Origin of the sequence: Nostoc sp. ChiQUE02, from assembly GCF_034531305.2 — a bacterium.
Classification (GTDB): domain Bacteria; phylum Cyanobacteriota; class Cyanobacteriia; order Cyanobacteriales; family Nostocaceae; genus Nostoc.
The window spans coordinates 26,579-52,235 of the sequence record NZ_JAVRBN020000022.1 but is presented as its reverse complement, the minus strand read 5'-3'; the positions used below and the strand labels follow the sequence as shown (position 1 = coordinate 52,235).

General features: G+C 42.8%; 22 protein-coding genes and 1 pseudogene. 14 read left to right on the top strand and 9 right to left on the bottom strand.

Annotation, left to right across the window (positions count from 1 at the left end; translation table 11 throughout):
- Positions 1-669 precede the first annotated feature (669 nt).
- Positions 670-1,638: a TauD/TfdA dioxygenase family protein gene (locus RM347_RS21765; RefSeq protein WP_322715788.1), complete on the top strand. Its 969-nt coding sequence runs from the start codon at positions 670-672 to the stop codon at positions 1,636-1,638.
- A 289-nt stretch (positions 1,639-1,927) separates the two neighbouring features.
- Here the strand turns inward: RM347_RS21765 and RM347_RS21760 are convergent, their stop codons facing one another.
- The gene (locus RM347_RS21760; RefSeq protein WP_322715787.1) at positions 1,928-2,371 is read right to left on the bottom strand and encodes a TOBE domain-containing protein; all 444 of its coding nucleotides are present in this window, start codon (positions 2,369-2,371) and stop codon (positions 1,928-1,930) included.
- Between the two features lie 94 nt (positions 2,372-2,465).
- Here RM347_RS21760 and modA point away from each other — a divergent pair, with 94 nt between their 5' ends.
- From modA to RM347_RS21740, 4 genes are all read left to right on the top strand, one after another.
- On the top strand, positions 2,466-3,260 hold the full coding sequence (modA, locus tag RM347_RS21755; protein WP_322715786.1) for a molybdate ABC transporter substrate-binding protein: 795 nt from the start codon (positions 2,466-2,468) through the stop codon (positions 3,258-3,260).
- Positions 3,261-3,772: 512 nt separating this feature from the next.
- Entirely contained in the window at positions 3,773-4,054 is a 282-nt protein-coding gene (locus RM347_RS21750) for a hypothetical protein (RefSeq protein ID WP_322715785.1), read from the top strand.
- 104 nt (positions 4,055-4,158) lie between these two features.
- Complete coding sequence (locus RM347_RS21745; RefSeq protein ID WP_322715784.1) at positions 4,159-5,346, top strand: TRC40/GET3/ArsA family transport-energizing ATPase; 1,188 nt, start codon at positions 4,159-4,161, stop codon at positions 5,344-5,346.
- Positions 5,347-5,601: 255 nt separating this feature from the next.
- Positions 5,602-8,910 (top strand): GAF domain-containing protein, encoded by a 3,309-nt coding sequence (locus tag RM347_RS21740; RefSeq protein ID WP_322715783.1) that lies wholly within the window; start codon positions 5,602-5,604, stop codon positions 8,908-8,910.
- A gap of 165 nt (positions 8,911-9,075) precedes the next feature.
- Here RM347_RS21740 and dnaN read toward each other — a convergent pair whose 3' ends face one another.
- Positions 9,076-10,239 carry a DNA polymerase III subunit beta gene (gene dnaN, locus RM347_RS21735; RefSeq protein WP_322715782.1) on the bottom strand — a complete coding sequence of 388 codons (1,164 nt, stop codon included), beginning with the start codon at positions 10,237-10,239 and terminating at the stop codon, positions 9,076-9,078.
- A gap of 662 nt (positions 10,240-10,901) precedes the next feature.
- On the opposite strand from dnaN, the gene RM347_RS21730 reads away from it, so the two are divergent.
- Positions 10,902-11,342: a hypothetical protein gene (locus RM347_RS21730; RefSeq protein WP_322715781.1), complete on the top strand. Its 441-nt coding sequence runs from the start codon at positions 10,902-10,904 to the stop codon at positions 11,340-11,342.
- Positions 11,343-11,406: 64 nt separating this feature from the next.
- Here RM347_RS21730 and RM347_RS21725 read toward each other — a convergent pair whose 3' ends face one another.
- Together RM347_RS21725 and RM347_RS21720 are read right to left on the bottom strand one after the other, a co-directional pair.
- Positions 11,407-11,802 (bottom strand): type II toxin-antitoxin system VapC family toxin, encoded by a 396-nt coding sequence (locus RM347_RS21725; RefSeq protein WP_322715780.1) that lies wholly within the window; start codon positions 11,800-11,802, stop codon positions 11,407-11,409.
- Between the two features lie 10 nt (positions 11,803-11,812).
- Positions 11,813-12,106 (bottom strand): hypothetical protein, encoded by a 294-nt coding sequence (locus tag RM347_RS21720; RefSeq protein WP_322715779.1) that lies wholly within the window; start codon positions 12,104-12,106, stop codon positions 11,813-11,815.
- A gap of 308 nt (positions 12,107-12,414) precedes the next feature.
- On the opposite strand from RM347_RS21720, the gene RM347_RS21715 reads away from it, so the two are divergent.
- Both RM347_RS21715 and RM347_RS21710 read left to right on the top strand, forming a co-directional pair.
- On the top strand, positions 12,415-12,822 hold the full coding sequence (locus RM347_RS21715; protein WP_322715778.1) for a sugar ABC transporter permease: 408 nt from the start codon (positions 12,415-12,417) through the stop codon (positions 12,820-12,822).
- Positions 12,815-14,785, top strand: coding sequence for a caspase, EACC1-associated type (locus tag RM347_RS21710; protein ID WP_322715777.1), 1,971 nt, complete (start codon positions 12,815-12,817; stop codon positions 14,783-14,785). Before RM347_RS21715 ends, RM347_RS21710 begins: the two co-directional genes overlap by 8 nt.
- A 373-nt stretch (positions 14,786-15,158) precedes the next feature.
- Here RM347_RS21710 and dnaA read toward each other — a convergent pair whose 3' ends face one another.
- The gene (dnaA, locus tag RM347_RS21705; RefSeq protein WP_322715776.1) at positions 15,159-16,541 is read right to left on the bottom strand and encodes a chromosomal replication initiator protein DnaA; all 1,383 of its coding nucleotides are present in this window, start codon (positions 16,539-16,541) and stop codon (positions 15,159-15,161) included.
- 164 nt (positions 16,542-16,705) lie between these two features.
- Between dnaA and RM347_RS21700 the strand changes: the two genes are divergently transcribed.
- Entirely contained in the window at positions 16,706-17,947 is a 1,242-nt protein-coding gene (locus tag RM347_RS21700; RefSeq protein WP_322715775.1) for an HhoA/HhoB/HtrA family serine endopeptidase, read from the top strand.
- A gap of 66 nt (positions 17,948-18,013) precedes the next feature.
- Positions 18,014-18,535: a peptide deformylase gene (gene def, locus RM347_RS21695; protein WP_322715774.1), complete on the top strand. Its 522-nt coding sequence runs from the start codon at positions 18,014-18,016 to the stop codon at positions 18,533-18,535.
- Here the strand turns inward: def and RM347_RS21690 are convergent.
- The 3 genes from RM347_RS21690 to RM347_RS21680 form a co-directional block, all read right to left on the bottom strand.
- Positions 18,482-18,883, bottom strand: coding sequence for an Ig-like domain-containing protein (locus RM347_RS21690; RefSeq protein ID WP_322715773.1), 402 nt, complete (start codon positions 18,881-18,883; stop codon positions 18,482-18,484). The two genes, def and RM347_RS21690, sit on opposite strands and share 54 nt — an antisense overlap.
- A 177-nt stretch (positions 18,884-19,060) precedes the next feature.
- Positions 19,061-19,213 carry a hypothetical protein gene (locus RM347_RS21685; protein WP_322715772.1) on the bottom strand — a complete coding sequence of 51 codons (153 nt, stop codon included), beginning with the start codon at positions 19,211-19,213 and terminating at the stop codon, positions 19,061-19,063.
- Between the two features lie 169 nt (positions 19,214-19,382).
- Positions 19,383-20,249, bottom strand: coding sequence for a GNAT family N-acetyltransferase (locus RM347_RS21680; protein ID WP_322715771.1), 867 nt, complete (start codon positions 20,247-20,249; stop codon positions 19,383-19,385).
- 150 nt (positions 20,250-20,399) lie between these two features.
- On the opposite strand from RM347_RS21680, the gene RM347_RS21675 reads away from it, so the two are divergent.
- Entirely contained in the window at positions 20,400-20,576 is a 177-nt protein-coding gene (locus RM347_RS21675) for a hypothetical protein (RefSeq protein WP_322715770.1), read from the top strand.
- A gap of 109 nt (positions 20,577-20,685) precedes the next feature.
- Positions 20,686-21,033: pseudogene (locus RM347_RS21670) on the top strand (manganese catalase family protein); the annotation flags it as partial.
- A gap of 127 nt (positions 21,034-21,160) precedes the next feature.
- On the opposite strand, the gene RM347_RS21665 reads toward RM347_RS21670, so the two are convergent.
- Positions 21,161-22,126: an SGNH/GDSL hydrolase family protein gene (locus RM347_RS21665; RefSeq protein WP_322715769.1), complete on the bottom strand. Its 966-nt coding sequence runs from the start codon at positions 22,124-22,126 to the stop codon at positions 21,161-21,163.
- A 274-nt stretch (positions 22,127-22,400) separates the two neighbouring features.
- On the opposite strand from RM347_RS21665, the gene RM347_RS21660 reads away from it, so the two are divergent.
- Both RM347_RS21660 and RM347_RS21655 read left to right on the top strand, forming a co-directional pair.
- Positions 22,401-22,577: a hypothetical protein gene (locus RM347_RS21660; protein ID WP_322715853.1), complete on the top strand. Its 177-nt coding sequence runs from the start codon at positions 22,401-22,403 to the stop codon at positions 22,575-22,577.
- Between the two features lie 175 nt (positions 22,578-22,752).
- On the top strand, positions 22,753-25,647 hold the full coding sequence (locus RM347_RS21655; protein ID WP_322715768.1) for a glycerol-3-phosphate acyltransferase: 2,895 nt from the start codon (positions 22,753-22,755) through the stop codon (positions 25,645-25,647).
- The last annotated feature ends 10 nt before the right edge of the window (positions 25,648-25,657 follow it).

Sequence of the window (25,657 nt, the reverse complement as noted above, 5' to 3'; positions counted from 1 at the left end):
CAAATCTGCCGCTATCGAGAAATCTAATAGTATCTTGCGGAAATCTTCTAATTGAGTAATAAATCATCCTCACGAATTTGTGATTATAATTTGATTATAGGGATTTTAGCTCAATTAATAAATCTGGAAATTAGTAATTAAAAACGAGTAAGCCCCATAATTTAATCTCAAGCTTTTAAAATTATTTTAGTCTAAATAAGACTAGGTTTAAATTAATCAATGAATTTTGCGACATCAAAATTTAGAATATGCAGGAGCAAGGATCGATTTGCGAATACCACGCTAAAAATAATCGTCGATTAGTTGACTTTTAGCATTACTAAGATTGCAGAATTAACTGATCCTAATATCTTAGAAAATCTAAAGTATGAAAGCCTTTTGATGCAATAGCGCGATCGCAGCGAGTAACTCACTGGGCATTCAAGACAGTTGCTACTGACGTGGCAAGTCTAAATTGGTGCTTGTCGGTCTCTTTTAACTTGCCCTTGCCCGGACTAAATCGACCGTCTAAAATACAGTAATTTTATACTACGGCAAATCGATAGATTTATAGTATGATTATTTTCAACTGCGATCGCTTCCTTTGGTATGTAGCCATTAAGTGCAAGCAACATACCAAAAGAAACGGACGAGTGCGATGCCCTATGAATCAAACTATGGAGAATTCACATGAGCAACAAACACATTGAAGTCAAACAGGTAGCTGGTTTCATCGGTGCCGAAATCAGCGGCGTAGACCTGTCGCGTCCTTTGCACGATGATGCAATCAAAGAAATTCGTCAAGCACTATTGAAGTGGAAAGTCGTGTTTTTTCGCGGTCAAAACATCGATCATGCGGCGCAGATTGCGTTCACGGCTCGTTTCGGCGAAGTCACTTACGCGCATCCGCACGAAGATGAGCCGATTGAAGGCTTCTCAGAAATCCTGCCGATAGACCGCAGCCGTTACGAGCGGCGCAATGGTCTGCGGCGTTCTAGCTACGAGAGCCGCTGGCACACCGATGTGACAGCAGTTGTCAACCCGCCTGCGGCGTCGATTTTGCGTGCGGTTAATGTTCCCAGCTTCGGTGGTGACACACAGTGGACTAATTTAGTCGCAGCCTACGAGGGTCTATCAGCACCTTTACGGGCGCTAGCAGACGGATTGAAAGCCGAACATCGCTTCAATGCGCGTTTGAATTTCCCCAGCAACAGCAAGATTGCCCAGCGCATAGCAGCCAATCCCCTCGTCTCAATCCATCCAGTAGTAAGGGTTCATCCTGAGACTGGTGAACGCGCATTATACGTGAACCCTGGTTTCACCTCGCACATTCTTGACGTATCACGACAAGAGAGCGACCTGCTGCTTGAGTTGTTCTTCAACCAGATCACCAAGCCTGCCTACACCACCCGCTTCCGTTGGAACAACGGTGACATTGCGTTCTGGGACAACCGCGCCACCTCCCATTTGGCCCCTCAGGATCTGGATCATCTAGAAGTTGAGCGCGTTCTCTATCGCACCACTATCACGGGGGATGTTCCAGTCGGTCCCGATGGTTTCCGCTCGCAAGTGGTTGAAGGTGAGGCTTTCAATAGTGAATTACCAACCATCTTGAAGAACAAAGCCGAGAAGCTGGAAGCAGAACCAGTACTTTCATAAGCTACAGAGTGGTAAGCAAGGGCTACGGAATATGACCGTAGCCCGGTTTACCCAATACTTTTCGGTCAACGGGGAAAGGGAAAAGGTTTAAATTCACCTTTCCCCCAAGCCCAGTAACCTTTTCCCAGACCAAAAGAGAGATTGTTAAGCTTATCCGAAAAGTATTGCATGCCGTAACACTTGCCTACGAGACGCTACGCGAACGTGGAAGCAAGCTACGCGCAGCGTCTCGTAGAGAAGTGCGGGCTACGCCTACGACAAAGTAATTGTTCAGAGACATCACTACATCCTATTCTCTGGCAATAACTATATCGTTGGACTTAATAACAGCATAAGCCTCTTTCCCCTCAGACAAATCCAACTCCTCTACCGAAACTCTGGTGATAATCGAAGTTAACTCAACTCTGTGAACAATCTCCAATGTCACCTCACTATTAACGGCTCCAGTGACAACTCGCTTAACAACACCCTTCAAAATATTGCGAGAGCTAACTTTGAGTGGTTTCTTTTGAATACTAATTTCTATCTCAGGTTTTTGAGTGTAGATATCTTCCTCTTCTGTGTTTATGGTTGGTAGCGAGTTTGATGGTAAAGAGTGTTGATTAAGACCACGTACCAGTTCTCGGAGAATCTCGGTCTTGGTTCGCTGAGACTGGCCGCAAAACTCTTCCAAAATCTTGCGCTCCTCTTCTGAGGTTTGGAATGTAACCCACCCTTGTTCTTTTCTAGGCATAATTTTACCGATATAGTTGGTTATATGTTGGTATGTTTGGTACTATTTTACCTAGCATCAATTTTATGGAAGAAACCTTTCAAACGCCTTTTTTATGAAAAGAAGACAAATTTTTGGCTTCCTGGGTATAGTCATTGCTGGCTTGCTGCTAGCAATTGGTTTACCGTTGGTTACTCCTTCTCCTGTAATAGCACAGTCAAACACCAACATACTCGTGTCTGCGGCCGCCAGCTTAAAAGAGGCAATGGAAGAAATTAAGCCTTTGTACCAACAAAGTAAATCAAATATCAATATTAATTATAACTTTGGAGCTTCTGGTGCCTTGCAGCAACAGATTGAGCAAGGTGCACCAGCGGATATCTTTATTTCTGCTGGCAAAAAGCAAGTGGATGCTTTGGAAGAAAAAGGACTGTTGCTACCAGGTAGCCGTACTAACCTGGCAAATAACCGTCTAGTCTTGATTGTGGCTCAGGATGTTGTTGGCATCAGTAGCTTCTACAATTTAACAGATAGTAAGATTAAAAAAATTGCGATCGGTGAACCTAGAAGCGTACCCGCTGGTCAGTATGGTGAGCAAGTCTTAAAGAAGTTGAAACTTTATGATCGGATCAAGTCAAAATTGGTCTTTGCTAACAATGTGCGTCAAGTTTTGGCAGCAGTAGAAAGTGGTAATGCCGAAGCAGGTTTGGTTTATGCCACTGATGCAAAAATTTCTAACAAGGTAAAAGTCGTAGTCGCTGCTGATGATAAGTTCCACTCACCGATTGTCTATCCAGTAGCAATAATTAAAAACAGTAAAAATACTTCTGCTGCCAAAGAATTTGTCCAGTTTCTATCTGGCAGTCAAGCCAAAACTGTACTCAAAAAATATGGGTTTATTGTGCGTTAAAGGAATATAAAATAATGACTCTGTTTCTTTAATAATTCCTCCAGTCTCTTCTCTTGAAGGCAAGGGAGTAAGATTCAAAGCCTCTCTCCTTTTAGGAGAGAGACCAAAACCTATTGCATTCAAACGAGAAACGCTATAAATGCCGAACGACTCAAAGCTACGGTTTATATTGTACATAGACAAAGTCTACAAAGACAGGCTATTTACGAATGTATTAAGGACTTCCCAATAAAAAATATCCAACTTTTCTTGTGGTAAGCACATTTTATCATTGGTGTCAACTTAAGCAGAAACTCCTTTAAAACTTCGTTTTCAGCCTCTGGCTGGAAATGCTCCTCATCGGGCTGCTGCCGCGATTAAGGAAGGCTCTGCCTTCCAGTAGGCATTACCAGCCCTTGTAGCAATTTTCAGGTAATTAGGGTAGCACAACTGTGTTGCTCTACTGGGGATTGAAACGAAATCCCTCAATACTTTAGAGTGAATAATAAACTCAACTCCAAAGTGCGATCGCAATGACTGATAAAGAACTCAAACATCTAATTGAGAGTAACGCTAAAACAGTCCAAGCTATGTTAGATGAAATGGCGGAAGCACGTCAGGAACGCCAAGAACTCCGAGAGGGAATGCTCCAAATCCAGAATGCAGTAGCACAATTAACGAACATACAAGAGAGAATAACCAATTTACTAGTTTCTCTTGATGGCGATCGCCCCACAATCCTCAAAAAACTCTCAGCACTTGAAACTAAGCTCGATCAACTACTACAGCAAAACCGAACAGATGAATTAGGGTAAATACTTATAATAATGCCTAGACGTGTTGAAACGACATTTATTTTCCTTAAACAGTCGATAATGTAAATAAATGTAAAAAATCCTCAGGCAGGACAGAAGTATCTATGCGTGTAATTTTGATGACCGGTAAAGGCGGCGTGGGCAAAACTTCCGTCGCTGCTGCAACTGGACTCCGTTGTGCGGAACTAGGCTATCAGACATTGGTTCTAAGTACAGATCCCGCTCACTCTTTGGCAGACAGTTTTGACATAGAAATGGGACATACACCCCGAAAAATTCGCCCAAATCTGTGGGGTGCTGAACTGGATGCGCTGCAAGAACTGGAAGGAAACTGGGGTGCTGTGAAACGTTACATTACCCAAGTTTTACAGGCAAGGGGTTTAGACGGCATACAGGCGGAAGAATTGGCAATTTTACCAGGCATGGATGAGATTTTTGGCTTGGTAAGGATGAAACGCCATTACGATGAAGGTGAGTTTGACGTTTTAATTATCGACTCGGCCCCCACTGGCACAGCACTGCGCTTGCTGAGTTTACCTGAAGTCGGTGGCTGGTATATGCGGCGTTTTTACAAACCATTTCAAAATATCTCGGTGGCACTTCGACCTCTGGTTGAACCTTTTTTTAGACCAATTGCTGGTTTTTCGCTACCTGATAAAGAAGTGATGGATGCACCTTATGAGTTTTATGAACAAATTGAAGCTCTGGAAAAAGTATTAACAGACAATACTCAAACCTCAGTGCGTCTGGTCACTAATCCCGAAAAGATGGTGATTAAAGAGTCTCTCCGTGCCCATGCTTATCTAAGTTTGTATAATGTTGCAACAGATTTAGTAGTGGCTAATCGCATTATTCCAAGCGTTGTCCAAGACCCATTTTTTCAACGTTGGAAGGAAAGTCAGGAGCAATATCGCCAGGAAATTCATGATAATTTTCACCCTCTACCTGTGAAAGAAGTTCCCCTATTTTCTGAGGAAATGTGTGGATTGGCTTCATTAGAACGCCTGAAAGAAACTCTTTATAAAGATGAAGATCCAACTCAGGTTTATTACAAAGAAACAACTCTTAGAGTAGTGCAAGAGCAAAACCAATACAGCTTAGAACTTTACTTACCTGGTATCCCTAAAGACCAAGTTCAACTCAGTAAAACTGGAGACGAATTAAACATTACTATTGGCAACCATCGTCGTAACTTAGTTTTGCCACAAGCCTTAGCAGCACTACAACCAGCAGGAGCAAAGATGGAAGATGACTATCTAAAAATCCGCTTTGCTGACAACACAATAGTTTAATTTTGTTGAACGTTCCTCTGTCAACAAAAACTTAAAACTAAACGGCAAGAATTTTATCTTGTACGCAACGCAGACGCAATTTTATTAGCGTCTGTTTTTATAATCTTTTGTGACTTATTATAAAAAGCAAATAAATATTTTTGTTAGTAATTTGCCGTAGTTTTACTGAAGACAACTTGATCAAACAAATTTCAAAATATTATTAGAATTAATTATCTCTGTTTTGCAAATTATTAATTGAATATATTATAAGCAATGACCTCCAACCCTGAACAAGATTTGCCCTTATGTCGCCATGAAGAAAGTTTACTACGCCGCATTACAAACCGTATCCGACGTAGCTTAGAGTTGGAAGAAATTATCACAGTAACAACGGCAGAGGTGCGATCGCTACTAAAAACTGACCGAGTGATGATTTACAAATTTCATGACGATAATAGCGGTCAAGTGGTTGCTGAGTCAATTTACAACAATTGTTTGCCATCGCTACTAGGACTGAATTTCCCTGCTGACGATATTCCACTCACCGCCCGTGAACTATTCATCAAATCACGGGTGCGCTCTGTTGTCAATGTTGATACTCAAGAGATTGGTCAAATTCACCTGCGTGACTTGAATAATGGAGAAACTATATCAGAGGAGATCCGTTACCGCCCTGTAGACTCCTGCCATATTGAATATTTGACGGCAATGGGAGTAAAGTCCACTGTAGTAGCGCCTATTTTCTATCAAGATGAACTCTGGGGGCTGCTGGTGTCTCATAATTCTGAAGCGCGTTTGATTTCAGAATATGAACTAGAAGCAGTACAGATGGTAGTGGATCAACTGTCAGTGGCGATCGCTCAAAGTACCCTTCTCACTCAAGTCCGCAAAACAGCCGAACGCGAAGCGATCGTTAACCGCATTGCTACCCTACTCCATTCATTACCGACGATTGTATTACAACCAGCCCTAGAAGCAGCTGTTGCTGCCTTTAATGGTGTCGGTGGCAGGCTTTGCATTAGAAATGCAGCTTCAGATTTCCACAGTGGCAATGTGACCAGCTTAACAGAATGCTTAATACCAGGAAATACTTGTATCAAGCTTTATATCTGTGGACAGCAACCTGCGATCCAAGAACAAACTATATATCCGCTCATAGAGCAATATAGTATCTGGCAGGAACACTACAAGTCTACTAATTACGATGTTTGGGCGATTTTAGATATATATAACACTCCTGACTTACGAAGTTTGCAAGTAGCTTTTCAACCAACTAAAATTCGCAGCATATTGATGATCCCACTCCAGTATCGTCAGCAGTTGCTGGGCTACTTAAGTATTTTTCGTGACGAAATAGATACAGAAACTTTATGGGCGGGGCAGTATGACAGCGATCAAAGACAACTGTACCCCCGGCGATCCTTTGAAGTTTGGCGCGAATCTAAAAAAGCACAAGCTCAAAAATGGACGATTGAAGAGATTGAACTGGCTAGAAATCTGGGTAAACACTTTGCTTCCGCAGTTCAGCAGTATGAACTACAGCAACAAGTACAAGTCTTCAATGAAAATTTAGAAAAACAAGTTAAAAGACGCACAGTTGAGTTACAACGCACATCTGAACAAGAACAGGCTGTGTTTAAAGTTATTGCAGAGATTCGGGAATCCCTGGACACAGATACTATTTTTCAAACCACTACTAAAGAGGTTTGTCAATTAATCAAAGCCGATCGCGTTTCTGTTTATCGTTTCGATTCTACTTGGGGTGGTGAGTTTGTCGGGGATTTCGAGGCTGCTAGTCCATACTGGTCGAATGAATCCGAACTAGGTATTAATACAATTTGGAATGACACCTACTTACAAGATACAGAGGGAGGACGTTACCGCAACAATGAAACATTTGCAGTCGATGACATCTACAAGATGGGGTTTACTCAATGTCATATCGAGAATCTAGAGCAGTTTCAAATTCACGCTTTTGTGCTTGCTCCGATTTTTGTTGGGCAAAAACTTTGGGGTTTGCTGGCAACTTATCAACACACTGGCCCTCGGCAATGGAAAACCTCTGAAGTGAACTTTCTCAGTCAGATTGCTGCCCAAATGGGAGTAGCACTCCAGCAAGCTGATTTACTCACGCAGACACGACAGCAGGCGTTAAATTTGCAACAAGCAGCAGAACAACAACGGGTATTGTTTGAAGTTGTGGCGAAAGTTAGGGAATCTCTTGACCTAGATGCGATTTTTCAGACAACCACCCAAGAAATCTGTAAATCACTACAAGCGGATCGAGTTGCAGTCTACCGCTTCCAGGCTGATTGGAGTGGTGAATATATCGCCGAGTTTGTGGGCGATCGCTGGATAAAGCTAGTAAGTTATGATACCAAGACAGTTTGGCAAGATAGCTATTTGCAGGAAACCCAAGGTGGGCGATATCGTCACAATGAAACCTTTGCAGTTGATGACATCTATGAAGCTGGTCACTCTCAATGCCACATTGCAGTTCTAGAGCAAATTCAAGCAAGAGCCTATGCGATCGCACCTATATTTATCGGGCAACAGCTATGGGGCTTGCTAGCAGCTTACCAGAATTCTGCACCCCGCCATTGGGAAGCCTCGGAAATTAAGTTTATTGCTCAAATTGCTAATCAGCTTGGGGTTGCACTCCAACAAGCCCAATTGCATAATCAAACTAAAGAGCAGACCCAAAAGCTGGCTCAAGCTTTGCATGATTTAAAGCAAACTCAAACCCAACTGATCCAAACTGAGAAAATGTCTTCACTGGGTCAACTGGTAGCTGGTATTGCTCACGAAATTAATAACCCCGTGAACTTCATTTATGGCAACATCAATCATGTCAACGATTACGCTCAAGATTTACTTAGTATACTAGACCTATATTTGCAAGAATGCACCAATCCTAGCCCTGAGATTAGCGATCGCGCCTTCGAGATAGATTTAGAATTTCTCATGGAAGATTTGCCCAAAACTCTATCTTCGATGAAAGTTGGCATCGATCGCATCCGGCAAATTGTCTTGGGTTTACGGAATTTCTCCCGCCTTGACCAGGCAGAAAAAAAGCCAGTTGATATTCATGAAGGCATTGATAGCACCTTGCTAATTTTGCAGCATCGCTTGAAAGCAAAACCAGAAAGTCCGGCGATTAAATTAGTCAAAGAATACAGTGACCTTCCCTTAGTAGAGTGCTATGCCGGGCCACTGAATCAGGTATTTATGAATGTTTTAAGCAATGCGATCGATGCTCTAGAAGATTATAGGGAATCTAAATCAAATTCTCATAATAGTGAAATTACCATCCGTACTTCTATTGGAGAGCTTGAAGGTAATATCAAAAGCGTAGTAATTCGTATTGCAGACAATGGCCCAGGAATACCCGAAGCCCTCAGAGCAAGAATCTGTGACCCATTTTTTACCACTAAGCCAGTGGGAAAAGGCACTGGCTTGGGGTTATCAATTAGTTATCAGATTGTCGTAGATAAACACGGTGGTGTGTTTAAATGTGATTCTCAGCCGGGGTTAGGTACAGAATTTTGGATTGAAATTCCGATTAAACAAATTAGTCATTAGTCATTTGTCATTAGTCATTTGTCATTAGCCATTTGTCATTTGTCATTTGTCTTAAACCCCTGTTCCATTTGGTCACGGCAGGAAACCGTGTTTCGACTACGCTCAACAACCGGGCAGTTTTCCTCCTGCCTCCTGCCCTCTGCCTCCTGCCTTCCTTGATAACTTCTAACTTCTAAGTTGCACAGGCATAGCTAAATAGGTCATTTTTAAACCACCCAATGGCGTAAAAATCACTGGAGTTAGGCTTTGATTCAAATGCATTTGAATTTCGGAAGATGGTAACTCTTTCAAACCTTCCATCAAATATTTAATATTAAAGGCAATTTCTATATTTTCCCCAGAAATTTGTGCTGGCATTGACTCTCTACCACTACCCACATCTTGAGCTTCACAAGATAAGGTAATTTCTTGGGCTTCGCTGTCAATACTGACCTTGACAATATTATTTTTCTGATCGGCTAGCACAGCAATCCGTTCCAAAGTGCTGACGAATTGTCGTCGTTCGATTGTCACTTGTCGCTCAAATTGGCGCGGGATTAATTGTCGATAAGCAGGATATTGCCCTTCTAATGTGCGACTAGTCAAGCGTTGATTTTGCCATGCAAACACAACTTGACCTTGATCGAAATATAAAGCTACGGGTTCATCTGATGAGGCGCTATGAGCTAACATTCGTTGGAGTTCGCGTAATGCTCTAGCTGGTACTGTTACTTCTAGTTGACTAGTTCCGCCTAAAGGACGCTCGTTACTAGTTTCTACTACTGAGAGGCGATGTCCGTCGGTAGCTGCAAATTCTAGGGTATCTTGTTTAACTGTTAAATGTACACCAGTGAGTACTTGCTTGGTTTCATCACCACTGGTAGCAAATAATGAACCGCGTAATCCCTCAATTAATGCGGTAGTGGTGAGATGGATTACTTCTGTATTTTCAATTACAGGTAGTTCGGGAAATTCTTCCGGCCCCATTGCTCGGACTTGGTAATGTCCACTCTTGGGTGTGAGTGTGACTATTAAACCTTCTCCACCGGGTGTTGCACCTGTGAGGGCTGATTCATCATCTAAAGTGATTTCGCCTTCTGGAAGCCGAGAGGTGATATCTACAAGTAACTTAGCAGGAAGTGCGATCGCACCACTTTGCCATACCTCTGCGTTAAAGCTGGTGCGGATTCCTAAGCTGAGATCGAAGGCTGTTAAGCTTACTTGGTTAGTTTCAGCATCCGCTTGCAACAGCACATTGGCAAGTACTGGATGAGTTGGTCGTGAAGGTACTGCACGACTAACGAGTGAGAGATTTGTACTGAGATCGCTTTGGGAGCAAACTAATTTCATAAGTCAGATTCCGCTGGTGAAAGATATCCTAACACCCTTATTGTTCATAGGCGATCTAAAAATGTGTAGGTTGGGTTGAGGAACGAAACCCAACATTTTGCGGGGTTTGTTGGGTTTCGCTCCGCTCAACCCAACCTACAAATATTTTTAACCGAGCAGTATTGCAACAGGACTTGATTTATTACGTTAACAAGCTTTAAGGGGCTATTTTATCTCAGAGAAAAGGCAAAGGCGATCGCTTCTACGCTTCAGACTGTGAAAATTTAAACCTTAGCAGCTAATGTTGCTTGATCTATAAGAAACGCTTAAGCATTTCTCGCAAACATATAAGCAGTTGCAGCAAATGCTTAATACTTTGCAACAAATGCTATTCCATGTATAAGAAACGCTTAAGCATTTCTTGCAAACATATAAGCAGTTGCAGCAAACGTTTAATACTTTGCAACAAATGCTATTCCATATATAAGAAACGCTTTAATCATTGCAGCAATTGTTGTAATAAATTTATGAATTTATTTATTACCTGAAACATAAAAACAGTCTAAGTGAAATTAACTAAATTATTCAAGATGCGATCGCAACTGATTTGCTATATTTTCCCATGACAATCCAAGGAATTTTTGTATAAAACAGTACTATCACCCTAGTAGCAGAGATGCATTATGGCACGTCCTAAAAGAAATTCTAGCGTTTTAGAAAAAGCCGATCGCCGGATTGAAAGTTTACAATCTATCAGCGTAGAACTTGACTTTGGCGAAGGATTGACTATACAAGCTTACAATATAATAATTAACGATTTACGGTCTAAGCTTGCTGCGTACAACACCGCGTTATCTACTATTGACAAACTCACAGATGATGTCAAAAACGCAGAACAGGCTGTAATAACAATGTCAGAAAAAATGTTACTAGGAGTTGGCAGCCGTTACGGTAAAACCAGCCAGGAATACGAGATGGCGGGTGGTGCGCGACGAGTTAATACCAAGAAGAAGCGAAGCACACTAAGCAATTCCAAACTCACCAATTCTTTAGCAACTGATCCTGTTCAGCTTTCTTCTGTAAATGGATCTATGAATGGGGCATCGCCTGCGATCGTAAGTTAGCTAAAATCTAATAGGAAACCAATGCCTACCAAACGGGAGATTCACAACATCGTCACTCTCCCGTTCAAGGCGTAAGAAGCCGTAGATTGAAAATTCCTAGAAAATCTTTGATGTTGTGAGTGACTAGGGGTAAATCATGGCGTAGAGCCGTGGCTGCAATCCAAGCGTCTTGAGGTGAAATTGATCGTCCCGCACTTTGTTGCTCCACACGCACCTGTGCCCATTGCCGACAAAGGGTTTGATCGACCGGAATTACGAGGTAATTCGACAGATATTGCTCTAGCTGTGCAAGGCGACGATCGCCCCACTGACGCAAAATTGCCCACTGAAAAAGTTCGGCGACGGTCATAAACGACAGTGCCAATTCCTGACTGCTCAAAAGTGGTAGGTAAGGGTCAGCATAGTCACTACCTTTGAAGATGAAAGAGGCGATGTCAGTATCGATAAGCACAAGACTCATGGGAGTTTGATTAAATTACCTCTTGGCGCTGCTGTCGCAGGAAGGTAAGGAAATCCTCAATGGAGTCTTCTTCGGGCCAAAAGTCAGCGGCGAGATCCTTGAGGTTATGAACGGTCGTGAGGGTTTGAGTGGCGAGTAGCTCCTTAAGCGTGGAGCCATGCCAAAACTGGGTACTGAGGGTTTTGAGATCGGTTTGGGAATTTGAGGTTGAATCGATTTGGGTGAGGATTTGCAGCAGTTGTAGGCGTTCTGTGGATGAGAGCAGTTGGATCGCTGCGATCGCAGCTTCGAGTTGTGGGGTCATAGCGAACCTTTTATTGATCTAGTTCTATGCTATGTGAATTCAGGAACAATCTTTGCTGCTCGGCACTGGTTCTAAAATTTCTTGATTATTTTGCAACCAACATGGCGAGAGCCGATGCAGACAATCCAAATTTGAGCATCCCGATGGCGAGCTTCGAGGCGAACGAGGCGAAAATCAAGGTTTTTAATCCGCCTACGCGGGTTTTGTCTGTGTAGTCGCGAAATTAAATTCGCCCGATGTAATATCTATAGCTCAAAAAATATTACAATTTATCAGAGATATTGTTAACACCACTGAGACGCTTCATAATGGCAACCACATCTTATGTTCAGGTAACTATTTCCCTGGCTGAACTGGGTTTAGACGAAGAAGAGTTGCAAGCTGAAGCAGAGAATTTGCTCCCACAGATTAAAGAAGTTGATGGAGTAGAAGATGCAGATTTAGTGGCAGTTACAGAAGCCCCCCAAGGTTCAAAGGCTTTCGGGGGTTTTGAGTTAGGGACATTAAAAGCTGTAGTCAATCCAGCCCTCATCAAACCTTTGTTTGGGTTTCTGGGCAGAGTATTGGGCAACAAATCAATTAAGGTGGGAATCAAAGCACCTGACGGCAGAGAACTTAACTTAGAAGCCAGTAGTCGTGAGGATTTGGAATTTGCTAGGCAGCTAGCAGAGGATTTTTTGAACAAGACAAATACACAAGATAGTAACAATGGCTAAGTTTGCACTGCTGATAGGGGTTAGTGAGTATGATCATCAGGATGAAGATTTAAAACCACTATCAGCTGCTGTCAAAGATGTTGAGGCGATGCAGCGAGTGTTGGTGAACCCGGAAATGGGTGACTTTGCAGTGGCGGATATCACGGTGCTGAAAAATCCCCAAAAGCAAGAAATAGAAGAGGCTATTGAAAACCTTTTCAACAATCGCCACAAGGATGACCTGTTGTTATTTTACTTTTCTGGGCATGGAATTAAAGATGATAGAGGGCAACTATACCTGTCAACTCGTGCTACTAAAAAACTAAACGGCAAGCTGGCAAAGTCTTCAGCAGTTGCAGCTAGTTTTCTGCACAACAATATCAACGATAGCCGCTCTCAGAGGCAAGTTTTAATTTTAGACTGTTGCTTTAGTGGAGCGGTCGCTCAAGGCATGAACGTCAAAGGTGTTAGTATCATCAATGTGCAAGATCAACTAGGCGGTAAAGGTACGGCAATCCTAACTTCTTCCACTTCTACTCAATATTCTTTTGAGCAAGAAGGCTCAGAACTCTCTATCTACACCCGCTATTTGGTTGAAGGTATTGAAACAGGCGCAGCCGATAAAGATACTGATGGCTGGATTTCCATTGATGAACTGCATGAGTATGCCAGTACCAAGGTGCAAGAAGCTGCGCCAGCAATGACTCCCAAGTTCTACCCAGTTGAAGAAGGTCATAAGATTCTGTTGGCAAAGTCGCCCAAAGATGACCCAAAGCTGAAGTATCGCAAGGAAGTGGAAAGTCGCATCAATCTCGGCAATTTTTCTATACCCGCCCGTCGTCTGCTAAATTCGCTACGCCTCCAATTAAATCTTACCCCAGAGGTTGCCGATGCGATCGAAGCCGAAGTTCAACAACCTTATCGAGAGTATCAGCACAAATTAGAAGAATATGAAGCAACGCTGGTTGAGGCAATTGCTGCTGAAGCAAAACTAAGTGAAACTACACTTAATGACCTAAGAGATTATCAGCAATATTTAGGGCTAAGGGATGAAGATGTAGTTTCAATAGAAGAACGGATTATTGGTCAGCAAAAACCGACTGTAGCTGTAGAACAAAGGCCTGTACCCCCAGAACAAAATCTAACTAATCAGTTTGAGTTTGAGGTGGTAACGGTAAATGCTAAGGGAGAACCAATTAATTGCAGTCGCAAACGAGCCGAGTTTTTCTCAGAAAATTTGGGTAATGGTGTAGTTCTGGAAATGGTTGCAATTCCTGGTGGAAAATTCTTGATGGGTTCCCCAGAGAATGAGCTAGAACGAAACTATTCTGAAAGTCCACAGCATACTGTCAGCGTTCAACCTTTTTTCATGGGTAAATTTCCAGTTACACAAAACCAATGGGCTATTGTAGCTACTCTGAAAAAGGTAAGTATTGATTTAAATCCCGACCCTTCGAGCTTTAAAGGCGCCAATCGACCTGTTGAACAGGTGTCTTGGGATGATGCAATTGAGTTTTGTGCCAGATTATCTAACAAGACTAGGAAAACCTATCGCTTGCCTAGTGAAGCAGAGTGGGAATATGCCTGTCGTGCGGGAACGACTACCCCATTTTATTTTGGTGAGACGATTACGACTGATTTAGTGAATTATAACGGAAAATACACCTATAATTCTGGGTCAATGGGTGAATTTCGTGAGCAAACAACAGATGTCGGAAATTTTCCACCAAACTCCTTTGGTTTATTTGATATGCATGGTGATATATGGGAATGGTGTCAGGATACTTGGCACGAAAATTATTATAACGGAGCGCCAACAGATGCTACCCCTTGGATGAGTGATAATGAAGAACGGCTGCTACGTGGTGGTTCGTGGAACAGCAATCCGTGGATCTGCCGTTCAGCGTTTCGCGGTAAGTGGGTGCGTGTCGTTCACAACGACCGCTTGGGTTTTAGGGTTGTGGTTGCAGCTCCCCTCATTTGAATTGATATCCCCGACTTCTCATAGAAGTCGGGGTTCTGTGGCTTTCACGAATGATTTAGGACTGCTATAGCGATGCCAGTAAATTGCGGAAAACCTGCCACAATTTCTGTTTAAATCATAAATTAGGCAAGTTTACCTTGTGGAAAACTTGTGGAAAAACTATTGTACTTTTCCACAAGGTAATTATACTTAATTAAGTTTTATCAGCAAAATATCAAGTTTTCCACAGTTTTTTCCACAAAAAGTAAGATTTTTTCCACAATCTAAGTTAAATTTAATCAATTTTTATACGTTACTTAATATTCTCGACTATTTATTCAGCTGTTAAGGCTCATAATCGCAATGCAGGTTGTGGAAAACTTAAAATACATCTTCAGGATGATTTTTGAGAACGGCTAGTCATATTGATGCGATCGCTCAGTTGGCGGAGAGTTTGTGCTAAAGTGCGATCGCTCTCCTGGAGTTGGGTAATTTTATCACAACTGTAGATCACCGTTGTATGGTCTTTACCACCAAACTCCTCCCCAATCCTCGGCAAACTCAGAGACGTGTGTTGGCGCATTAAATACATTCCTAATTGACGCGCCCAGCTAATCTCTCTTCGTCGCGAGTTACTTTTGAGGTCGTCTATTGAAACATCAAAATTATCCGCCACAACTTTTAAAATTGCTTCTGGGGTAGCTGCCATTTTTTCATTAGGCGGTTCTAAAACTGGTGTGATATTTTCTACCGTCATTGGTAATCCCCAAATGGAAATATAAGCCACCGCCCGAATTAAAGCTCCTTCTAATTCTCGAATATTAGAAGTATAGTTAGAAGCAATATACTCAATCACGTCGCGGGGAAGACGAATATTCTCATCCTCGGCTTTTTTCTGTAAAATTGCCATTCTCGTTTCTAAATCCGGCTTTTGAATATCTGCGATTAACCCCATAGAAAACCGAGAACAAAGCCGTTCTTGCAAACTAGGAATCTGGTTAGGAGGACGGTCGGAAGCAATCACAACTTGTTTGCCAGCTTCATGTAAAGTATTAAAAGTATAAAAGAATTCTTCTTGGGTGTATTCCTTCCCTTCAAGAAACTGAATATCATCAACTAATAAAACATCAGCAGCTCGGTAATGTTCTCGAAAACTTTGCATACTATCTTTACGAATCGCTGTAATTAAATCATTAGTAAACTGCTCAGTAGAAACATAAAATATTTTACAATCAGGAGAAATTTCCCAGCGATAATGACCAATAGCCTGCATAAGATGAGTTTTACCTAAACCTACGCCACCGCATAAAAATAAAGGATTAAACTCCCTACCTGGAGATTCTGCAACTGCCAAAGAAGCAGCATGAGCCATCCGATTGTTGGCACCAACTACAAATCGTGAAAAGACATATTTAGAGTTTAATTCAGTAGTTTTTTGATTGGGATTAGGAACGGCCTCAGAAATATTGCTAGGATTTGGTGATTCCCAAGAAACCTCTCGTTCACTAAAATGAGAAACTTCATCACCTTGAGCAACAGTAATGTAAATCCCCACAGGATGACCGAGAATATCCTGGACTACATGAGCAATGGTATTGATGTAATACTTCTGTAACCAATTACGAGCAAATGGGTTAGGGGTGCGAATCACTAAGCAATTATTTTCTAATCGCTCCGCACTAGCAGTTTTAATCCAAGTTTCAAAGGTCGGTCGGGATAGTTCAAGCTGTAGCCGCTCTAGTACCTGACTCCACAGACTTTCTATGGGAATTTCCATTATCCACCACCTTTGCTGCTAATCGTCACAATAGAAGAGAAAGCACCAATTTAGCATCCAGACAGGCTAGACCTAGAATAAGCTTTTAAGTTGTAATCATTTTGAGACATACCCAGTAGGCAAGATCCTAACACCCACTGACTGACACGGAGAAGCAACGACACATGAAGACAACAAACCATGATTTAGCGCCCAAGAAGATTGATACCAGGGGTTTACCACACAGGTTGTGGATGCTCTTATATGGGGTAGCAGTGGTGTTCCTGGGGAGCTGCTCTCTTCTACCTGCTAAGACCTTTGAGACTCGACAAAGCGAGACTCAAGCCCAAAAGCCAATAGAATCCAATCCGGTAATTGTCCCCCCACCAATTATCTCGTCGTCTGGAGATCCTAATTTTGTGGTAAAAGTAGTGCAAAGTGTGGGGCCTGCGGTAGTTCGCATTGATTCTTCCAAAACAATCACTTCTCGCGTACCAGACGAATTTAACGATCCATTTTTCCGGCGGTTTTTTGGAGATGCAGCGCCACAGCCTAGACAACGGGTAGAGCGGGGTAGTGGCTCTGGATTTATCATTAATTCCTCAGGTCAAATTTTGACCAATTCCCATGTGGTAGATGGTGCTGATAGAGTGACTGTCACACTCAAAGATGGCCGGACTTTTGATGGTAAAGTTTTGGGTGAAGACCCAGTAACAGATGTGGCTGCGATCAAAATTGATGCGAATAATCTGCCAACTTTATCTGTGGGTAACTCCGATGCCTTGCAACCAGGAGAAGCAGTAATCGCCATTGGTAATCCGTTAGGCTTGAATAATACTGTCACTTCTGGAATTATTAGTGCTACAGGTCGTTCTAGTAGCGACATCGGTGCTAGCGACAAACGGGTTGATTACATTCAAACGGATGCAGCGATTAACCCTGGTAATTCCGGTGGCCCATTGCTAAATGCTCGTGGCCAGGTAATTGCAATGAACACAGCTATTATCCGAGGTGCTCAAGGATTGGGATTTGCTATTCCCATTAATACTGTGCAAAGAATTGCCCAAGAATTAATTGCTACAGGCAAGGTGGATCATCCTTATTTGGGTGTTCAAATGGTGACATTGACACCAGAAAATAAAGAAAGAATCAAAAATGTAGCTGGCGATCGCTTAAATCTTACAGCAGATGAGGGCGTTTTGCTGGTTGAGATTGTGCCGCGATCGCCAGCATCTGTGGCTGGACTACGAGTTGGTGATGTGATTAAAAGCATTAATAACCAGCCTGTTACTAAAATTGAAGAAGTACAAAAGCTAGTAGAAAAGAGCAAAATCGGTACTAATTTACCAATAGAAGTAGAACGCAATGGGCAAACTGTCCAAGTAGGAGTCCAACCTGCTCCTTTGCCCGTGAGACGTGAAGGATGATGTTAGTTATTAGTCATTAGTCCAATACCCAATGCCCAATGCCCCATTCCCCAAAGGAGTTTCATCATGACTGAGTTAGCGCCAATAATTCAATTAGGCAATCCAACATTGCGTCAAAAAGCTGCTTGGGTTGAGAATATTCAAGATGAGCATATCCAAAAATTAATTGAAGACTTAATCGCCACTGTTGCTAAGGCTAACGGTGTGGGAATTGCTGCGCCTCAAGTAGCACAATCCTATCGTTTATTTATTGTGGCTTCCCGCCCTAATGCCAGGTATCCCAACGCCCCGGAAATGGAACCTACTGCTATGATTAATCCCAAAATCATTGCTCATTCAACTGAAGTTGTTAAAGATTGGGAAGGTTGTTTAAGTGTTCCAGGAATTCGGGGGTTAGTGCCTCGGTATAAAGCTATTGAAGTGGAATACACAGACTGTCAAGGCAACTTACAAAAGCAAGAATTAACCGATTTTATCGCTCGGATTTTTCAACACGAGTACGATCATCTCGACGGTATCGTATTTGTAGATCGCCTAGAAAGCACTCTCGATATGATTACTGAGCAAGAATATAGGATTAATATTTGATTTCTGAAAAAAACTCAGTATAACTAAGAAGAGTCCATTACCTAAGCTGATGCTTATCACAACATTGCCAGCTTGCCCATTGACTTCAGTAACCGTTAGGGTGTTGTTGTCGGGGTCGCTGTCAGGTGTGGTAGTATTAACTGCCAGAACATTCCCGTTCAGGAGAGTATTTTTATTGGTGCTGACGGCATCATCGACGGCAGTTGGAAGATTGTTAACAGAGGCGATATTAATTGTGCCGTAAATATCATTGTTATCGGTAGGCGTTCCAGCATCGTTAGCAGCACTGTTAGCGCTGAAGCTAGGAGAATTTTCTACAGAATTCACAGTCGGCAGAACGCTTGGCATTCACTGGTTGTTGCCGTTGGTGTTAGTGGTGGACTGCATGATGAAAATTGCACCCCCTTTGCCCAAGCCTGGGTTACCTACCGTACCGTCTATACCAACTCCCGTACCGCCTGTAGCTGTTTCTGTTTAGCCCTCTTCTGTCACTCTCCAGAGTGAGCAAGTAGTAACTAAGTGAAATTATCCAGAAGCATAACAGGGATTAAATTGATTCATTTCACTACGACCTGGGCGTTCTGGAACAGCCTTGTAAGCAATAACTTTAAGTAAAGTGCGATAAATGCGGAGACGTTCTTGAGAAGAAGCTGCTAATAATTTGGGATTAAATTTCACAATGGCTACCCAAGCGATGGCGATCGCAATATCTAAATCTTAAGCAAAGGAACGCCAAATAGCCTAACTGATTAATTTATCTCAAGCCATATCGTGTCAGAGTAAAGACTTATCCTATAGCCGATTGACTTCCGACGTGAAATACTCCAAAAATGCCATAATAGGCAATTTAATAGAATATTGAAGGCAAAAATGCACCTGCTGGCTCGTTGTATAGTCCCATACTCATCAATGTCATTGGTCGAACTACGTGCAATCCTTTCTCTAAGCACCAACGGAATAACTCAGTATTGCGCGTTGGCAAGAGAAATCCTGATTGGGAAATTGCTGTTGCGGCGCTCAGTAGTGCCTTGAGGTCTTGATTACTGTGGGCAACGCTGTGTCCATTAAAACCAAGAAAAGTTGTGTATCCTGTAATCTGACCGTTATATTCAACTACTGTAAGCGTTTGTTGCTCAATTGCATCAAGTAATTCGAGATGACGAACATGGCCATGAACTTGAAAACAAAGTTTGTTGCAGATATCGATATCTGCTGAGGTTGCTGTACGAACCACATACCCTAGAACTTCAAGTTTAAGTGTCGTACCTTTTAGGACTGCAAGCGGTTCTCGTACATGAAATCCAAGCTTGGTATATAAGGATAATGAACTACTATTATAGGCAGCCTGTACTAACCTAACACCTGCAAATTCCTGCTGCCGTGCGTAATCTAAGAGGTATTGCATAAGATGCTTACCGATTGAACGCCCTTGTGTCCTGGGACTAACTGAGAGTGGCCCAATTCCAGCAATTACTCCATTACTCCAGAGGAAATTGCTGCCCACAATATGTCCATCTAATTCAGCGACAACCGAGTAAATATTTTGACGCTTAAATAGAGACGAAAACCAGTCAATTGTAGCTTCGACTGAAGCCCAATCTACAGGAATATGATGTTGATCATTGAGTATCTTAAAGGCTTGGTAACAGATTGAACCGCAGTCATGGGCATCTTCAATTGTTCCCTCTCGCAAAATGAAGTTTGTGCTTTTCATAATCGGTAGACTAGCTGTTTTAAGATAAGTAAACCCCAGAAGGGGGATGCATTTAAAAAATTAGCAAAAAACCACTATAAAAGCGAGGCTTGCAGCGATAATCAAGGTGCTATTTCTCTCTATCGGCAACTGAACTTTGAATTTTATCCTATGTTGCCAAATTATTACGGACAGGATAAACATGCTCTACGCATGAAATTGCTTTTGACAGCAAAAGAATTCGTTAATGTAGGTGTCAATTTTGAAGAAATTGATAACCAGTTATGCGTAGCGCAAGTTGATGCACTGAAGTGTTCGCCAGTAGTCTTTGAGTTTGCAGTTTTGTGAGCGATCGCATCAGTAGACTATGAGAAAATGAGAACTTGGAATAAGCTTAAAATGGAGGATTTTAAACCACGATTCATCCACCCGTCGCACAGAATACATCCTGTATTCGCATCAAAACCAGTGGCTAGCGGCGCTTGAAGATCTCAAGAGTGAAGGGTTTGAGGATACAGTTGTTCCCAGTGTTGCATACGAATATGGGAAGAACGAGTTTGCCTATCAGTTCTGGAATCACTCAGAAGGAACTGAAAGTGCCGAAGGCCGTTGGGCAAAAGGCCCCTCAATGGATGGCAAAGGGGAATTTCAGTATGTGGAAAATCCTCAACCACTGGGGCCAAAACCTGAACTACCCCAGCCCGATCCACGACTGCATGGTACAGCGAAAACGCCACAGGCACAAGGCGATGGTTCGAGCGCACCCCCTTTGATTGAACGCACAACGACGATCGTTGGTGAGTAATCATTGGCACGTAGCTGCATTTACATCTCTTTTAATAACACTTGATTCCCCCAATCCTCCTTGCAAAGTAGGGTTGGGGGGATTTTGCTAGCTGAACATATATTAGATCGGTAGTCGTCCACGAATATTAGTTACGAATTAAGGACTGTTTCAATATTTCCAAAAGCGATCGCTCCATAACTTCACTGACAAATTTATTGCCTTGCAAGTTGAGGTGAATGTGGTCGTGAAATAAACCTTGCGGGTTGGTAGATGAATTGAAGCTCGGCAAAAAATCTATATAGTTTATTTGCTGCGCTTTGGTAAAATCGCTCAAGCGCTGACGTGCTTTAATTTCATAATCGCGGGGGCCTGGTTCACCAATTTCTCGCAGCAAGGGAGTCATAACTAGCAGAAATTGGCTGTTGGTTTGACGAGTCAGGGCTTGAATTTTAGCGATCGCCTCCAGATTAATCCCGACGCGATCGCCTGGTTCATTTTGCACGGCTTGTAGTTCAGGAATTGGCTTTTGCTTAACGATATAACGCTGCCACACTTCCACTAATGCTAGGGGAGGTTTACGATCTGGATAGTTGCGATCGCGTCCTACCGGTAAAGAAGTGGGAGGAGTGGCAAACAAATCATCGGTATTAATTAATAACACCACTGCTTGCGCGTTGAAATTGCCAAACTTCTGTAAATAGGCTAATTCGTTCCTTGGGCCCCAAGAGTTAGCTGAAGCATTCAGCACTTCTACTTCCTGATAATTACTGTTAGAAGATGACCCTAGAGAACGCATCATCAAACTAGATATTGTATTAGTCTGATCTGTCCACCAGCCACCATTAGCAATAGAATCACCTAAGAGGAGAATTCGTAGCTCAGAAGGTAGAGGTATCTTTTTTATCGGATTACCTCTCATAGAATATTCATTAATTTCAATGCGATTCCCAAAACGACGGGTACGCTGGTTAGGAGCTAATAAATAACCAATCTGCTCATCGCCAATATAAATCAGGGCATTACCAAAACCAAAGAGCGATCGTAGTCCAATCTCGACTACCACAAACAATCCCACAACCACCGCCGAAATTACGATCAGTGCCACTTTCACCTACCCGCACCCTTTTATACTGAGTTACTGTTCAACGATAGTAACTGACACATTGAACATTGGGTACAAGAGGCAGAGGGGCAGGGGGCAGGGGGCAGAGGAGAGAAAATTTCTCTCAGCTCCCTCATCCCCACTCCCCATTTTGTATAAATCAGACTAATACCTCTAAAGAAGTAAGTAATTGTGGGGTTTTAAAAATTGTGAAAGTTAAACAAAATAGTATTAGGAATTTAACATTATCCGCAAAAAGAAGGACTACAATCAAAACGGACAAATGTTCCATGCTCCAACAATAGAGGATTACAAAGCTGTGTCCGACTTAAATCGAGGAATTATGAAATTTGAGGGGGCAGATTCCCCAAAAGTAGTCACTATCTCTACCGTGTTGCTTTTGGGATCGATCGCTGCTCTCATTATCTGGGCGCTGCAAGCTGCCTATGCGCTAAACTAAAACCATTAGTAGCCTAGAAGGACACTGGCAAAAACGGTTTCCGTCATAGCCAAGTGTCCTTCTAGCAACTAGTAAATAAAAACGCCCTAATAACCATCAAAAATTTCAGAAAAACTTTAGATTTTAGATTTGAGGTTTTAGATGGAAAATTTAAATCTAAAATCCAAAATCCAGAATGTTTGAACCTTGGGGTGTCTTAGCTATTTTAATTGTCTGCCCCCTCTTGGGCGGATTACCCCTGATTGCATGGATTACTTACGCGCTGACGCGTAAGCAGTTATCACAAGTTGGCACAGGAAACATTAGTGTATCAGCTGCCTTTTATCATGGCGGTAGGTTTGTCGGAATTCTGGCAGTCTTGTCAGAAGCTTTTAAAGGAGTTGCAGCAGTCTTACTTACTCGCGTTTTCTTCCCAGATGGCTCGTCTTGGGAATTGATTGCGCTCATTGCTCTAGTAATCGGTAGATACTGGATAGGCAGAGGGGCGGGTACGACAAATGTCGTTTGGGGATTTGTCGTACACGATCCACTAGTAGCAATATTTGTATCTTTCTTTGCAGGCATTAGCTTTACAATTCTGCAATCGAGAAAGGTAGTCAAATTTGGGGTTTTGCTGCTTTTTCCTCTGTTTGTGATACTTCTGCATATTAGCGATATCCCCAGAATGCTTGCTGCTGTTGCCTTAGCTGCTTTAATGGGCTGGATTTACACCAGAATTCCTGATGATATGAACCTGCCAGCCCAAAAAGCGCAAACAGAATCGCAAGCGATGTTGGAATTTTTACGCGGCGAGCGAGCAATGGTTTCTCTAGATGAAGAGTTGGATGCTGCCATAGTTGGAGAAAAGGCGGCGACATTATCTCAAATTAAGCGCTGGGGCTATTCAGTTCCGAAGGGGTGGGTACTTGCCCCAATCGACGATCCCCAAGCGTTGACAGAATTTCTCCAGCCATCAGAATTATCCCCCTTAGTGGTGCGTTCTTCTGCCATTGGAGAAGACTCAGAACACGCTTCCGCCGCTGGGCAGTATGAAACAGTTTTAAATGTTACCAGCTCCCAAGCATTACAAGAAGCGATCGCTCAAGTTCAAGCTTCCTACAATCATCCATCTGCTGTGCAATATCGGCGCGATCGCGGCTTAAATGACACAGCAATGGCAGTATTAATTCAACAACAAATCCAGAGTGTATATTCTGGCGTCGCTTTCAGCCGCGATCCCATTACCCAGCAAGGTGATGCAATCATCATAGAAGCCCTTCCAGGTAGCCCAACGCAAGTCGTTTCGGGAAAAGTCACACCAGAACAATATCGCGCTTTTGTCGTTGAAATAGAAAATTCTTACTCTATACAATTAGAGGGTGAAGGACGAGTCCCTCAAGCATTAATCAAGCAAGTTGCATACTTAGCCTACCGACTCGAAAAACGCTATCATGGCACTCCTCAAGATATTGAGTGGAGTTATGATGGTCAAACGCTTTGGGTGTTGCAATCTCGACCGATCACTACTCTGTTACCCATCTGGACACGTAAAATCGCCGCTGAAGTGATTCCTGGAGTCATTCACCCCTTAACATGGTCGATTAATCGTCCATTAACTTGTGGAGTTTGGGGAGAGCTTTTTACTTTAGTTTTAGGCGATCGCGCCTTAGGGTTAGATTTCACCGAGACAGCAACTCTGCATTACTCTAGAGCCTACTTTAATGCATCCCTCTTAGGAGATATTTTTCTCCGTATGGGACTGCCGCCGGAAAGTCTGGAATTTTTAACCAGAGGAGCTAAATTAAGTAAACCGTCTTTGCAGTCAACCTGGGAAAATTTGCCAGGGCTAGGGAGGTTGCTGAAGCGGGAATTAAGTTTAGAAAAGGACTTCAAGCAGGATTATCACAAACGCTTCATTCCTGGGTTGTCGCAGTTGGCACAAGAAGATATAGATAACTTAGAACCAGCTAAGTTGTTGGCAAGAATTGATTTTATTCTGGAGTTGTTGCGTCATGGGACGTATTACAGCATATTAGCTCCCTTGAGTGCTGCCCTGAGACAGGGAATTTTTCGGGTGAAAGATGGGCAAATCGATCATAGCGTCACCCCAGAGGTAGCAGCATTGCGATCGCTCAGTGCCATAGCTACAGATGCCAAGCAAGTATTGCTGGAGTTCGAGCCACAGCAGGTATTTGAGCAATTAAAGCAAACCTCAGAGGGAGAGAAAATCCTGCAAGAATTTAACGAATTGCTTCAGGATTACGGCTATTTAAGTGAAGTAGGAACTGATATCTCCGTTCCCACTTGGCGGGAGAATCCCCAGATGATCAAGCAGATGTTTGTGCAGTTAATGCAGGGGAACGAACCACAATCAGGTGCTAAAGACGCGATTAATAGTATCTTTGCTGGTAAGCGCAAACGCTCTTTTGTGCAACGGCGTGTGGATATCAAAGGACGAGTCACCGAAGTCTATTCACGGCTTTTGGCTGAATTGCGTTGGAGTTTTGTCGCTTTAGAGAAGCTTTGGTTAAAGTCCGGCTTACTCAAAAAAACCGGAGATATCTTTTTTCTCAACTTTGATGAAGTGCAGCGTCTAGTTGTGGGTGAAGATTCCAGCTTAATTGAGCAGTTAGATAAGTTAGTAGAATCGAGGCGATCGCAATTCGTCCAAGATAGCGAGTTCATTCAAGTACCTCTTTTAGTCTACGGCAATACGCCCCCTCACCCCTTAGCTCCCTCTGAACTCTACTCTGACCAAATTTTACAAGGTATTGGAGCCAGTCACGGGCAAGCTGAAGGCAGAGTGAAGGTGTTGCGAAATTTACAAGATGTGCCAGAGATTGACCGAGATACGATTCTGGTAGTACCTTACACAGATTCCGGCTGGGCACCTTTGTTATTAAGGGCTGGAGGATTAATTGCCGAAGCTGGTGGACGGCTTTCTCACGGTGCGATCGTTGCTCGTGAATATGGGATTCCCGCTGTGATGGATGTTCGAGGTGCTACATGGATACTGCAAGATGGTCAACGGGTACGGATTGATGGGTCTAGGGGTATTGTGGAATTATCTAACGATTTAAGACCCGAGTAAACAACTCGCC

Coding starts and splice junctions, on each gene's coding strand:
- RM347_RS21765 (WP_322715788.1), top strand. CDS start 670: ATGAGCAACAAACACATTGAAGTCAAACAGGTAGCTGGTTTCATCGGT.
- RM347_RS21760 (WP_322715787.1), bottom strand. CDS start 2,371: ATGCCTAGAAAAGAACAAGGGTGGGTTACATTCCAAACCTCAGAAGAG.
- modA (WP_322715786.1), top strand. CDS start 2,466: ATGAAAAGAAGACAAATTTTTGGCTTCCTGGGTATAGTCATTGCTGGC.
- RM347_RS21750 (WP_322715785.1), top strand. CDS start 3,773: ATGACTGATAAAGAACTCAAACATCTAATTGAGAGTAACGCTAAAACA.
- RM347_RS21745 (WP_322715784.1), top strand. CDS start 4,159: ATGCGTGTAATTTTGATGACCGGTAAAGGCGGCGTGGGCAAAACTTCC.
- RM347_RS21740 (WP_322715783.1), top strand. CDS start 5,602: ATGACCTCCAACCCTGAACAAGATTTGCCCTTATGTCGCCATGAAGAA.
- dnaN (WP_322715782.1), bottom strand. CDS start 10,239: ATGAAATTAGTTTGCTCCCAAAGCGATCTCAGTACAAATCTCTCACTC.
- RM347_RS21730 (WP_322715781.1), top strand. CDS start 10,902: ATGGCACGTCCTAAAAGAAATTCTAGCGTTTTAGAAAAAGCCGATCGC.
- RM347_RS21725 (WP_322715780.1), bottom strand. CDS start 11,802: ATGAGTCTTGTGCTTATCGATACTGACATCGCCTCTTTCATCTTCAAA.
- RM347_RS21720 (WP_322715779.1), bottom strand. CDS start 12,106: ATGACCCCACAACTCGAAGCTGCGATCGCAGCGATCCAACTGCTCTCA.
- RM347_RS21715 (WP_322715778.1), top strand. CDS start 12,415: ATGGCAACCACATCTTATGTTCAGGTAACTATTTCCCTGGCTGAACTG.
- RM347_RS21710 (WP_322715777.1), top strand. CDS start 12,815: ATGGCTAAGTTTGCACTGCTGATAGGGGTTAGTGAGTATGATCATCAG.
- dnaA (WP_322715776.1), bottom strand. CDS start 16,541: ATGGAAATTCCCATAGAAAGTCTGTGGAGTCAGGTACTAGAGCGGCTA.
- RM347_RS21700 (WP_322715775.1), top strand. CDS start 16,706: ATGAAGACAACAAACCATGATTTAGCGCCCAAGAAGATTGATACCAGG.
- def (WP_322715774.1), top strand. CDS start 18,014: ATGACTGAGTTAGCGCCAATAATTCAATTAGGCAATCCAACATTGCGT.
- RM347_RS21690 (WP_322715773.1), bottom strand. CDS start 18,883: ATGCCAAGCGTTCTGCCGACTGTGAATTCTGTAGAAAATTCTCCTAGC.
- RM347_RS21680 (WP_322715771.1), bottom strand. CDS start 20,249: ATGAAAAGCACAAACTTCATTTTGCGAGAGGGAACAATTGAAGATGCC.
- RM347_RS21675 (WP_322715770.1), top strand. CDS start 20,400: ATGTTGCCAAATTATTACGGACAGGATAAACATGCTCTACGCATGAAA.
- RM347_RS21660 (WP_322715853.1), top strand. CDS start 22,401: ATGTTCCATGCTCCAACAATAGAGGATTACAAAGCTGTGTCCGACTTA.
- RM347_RS21655 (WP_322715768.1), top strand. CDS start 22,753: ATGTTTGAACCTTGGGGTGTCTTAGCTATTTTAATTGTCTGCCCCCTC.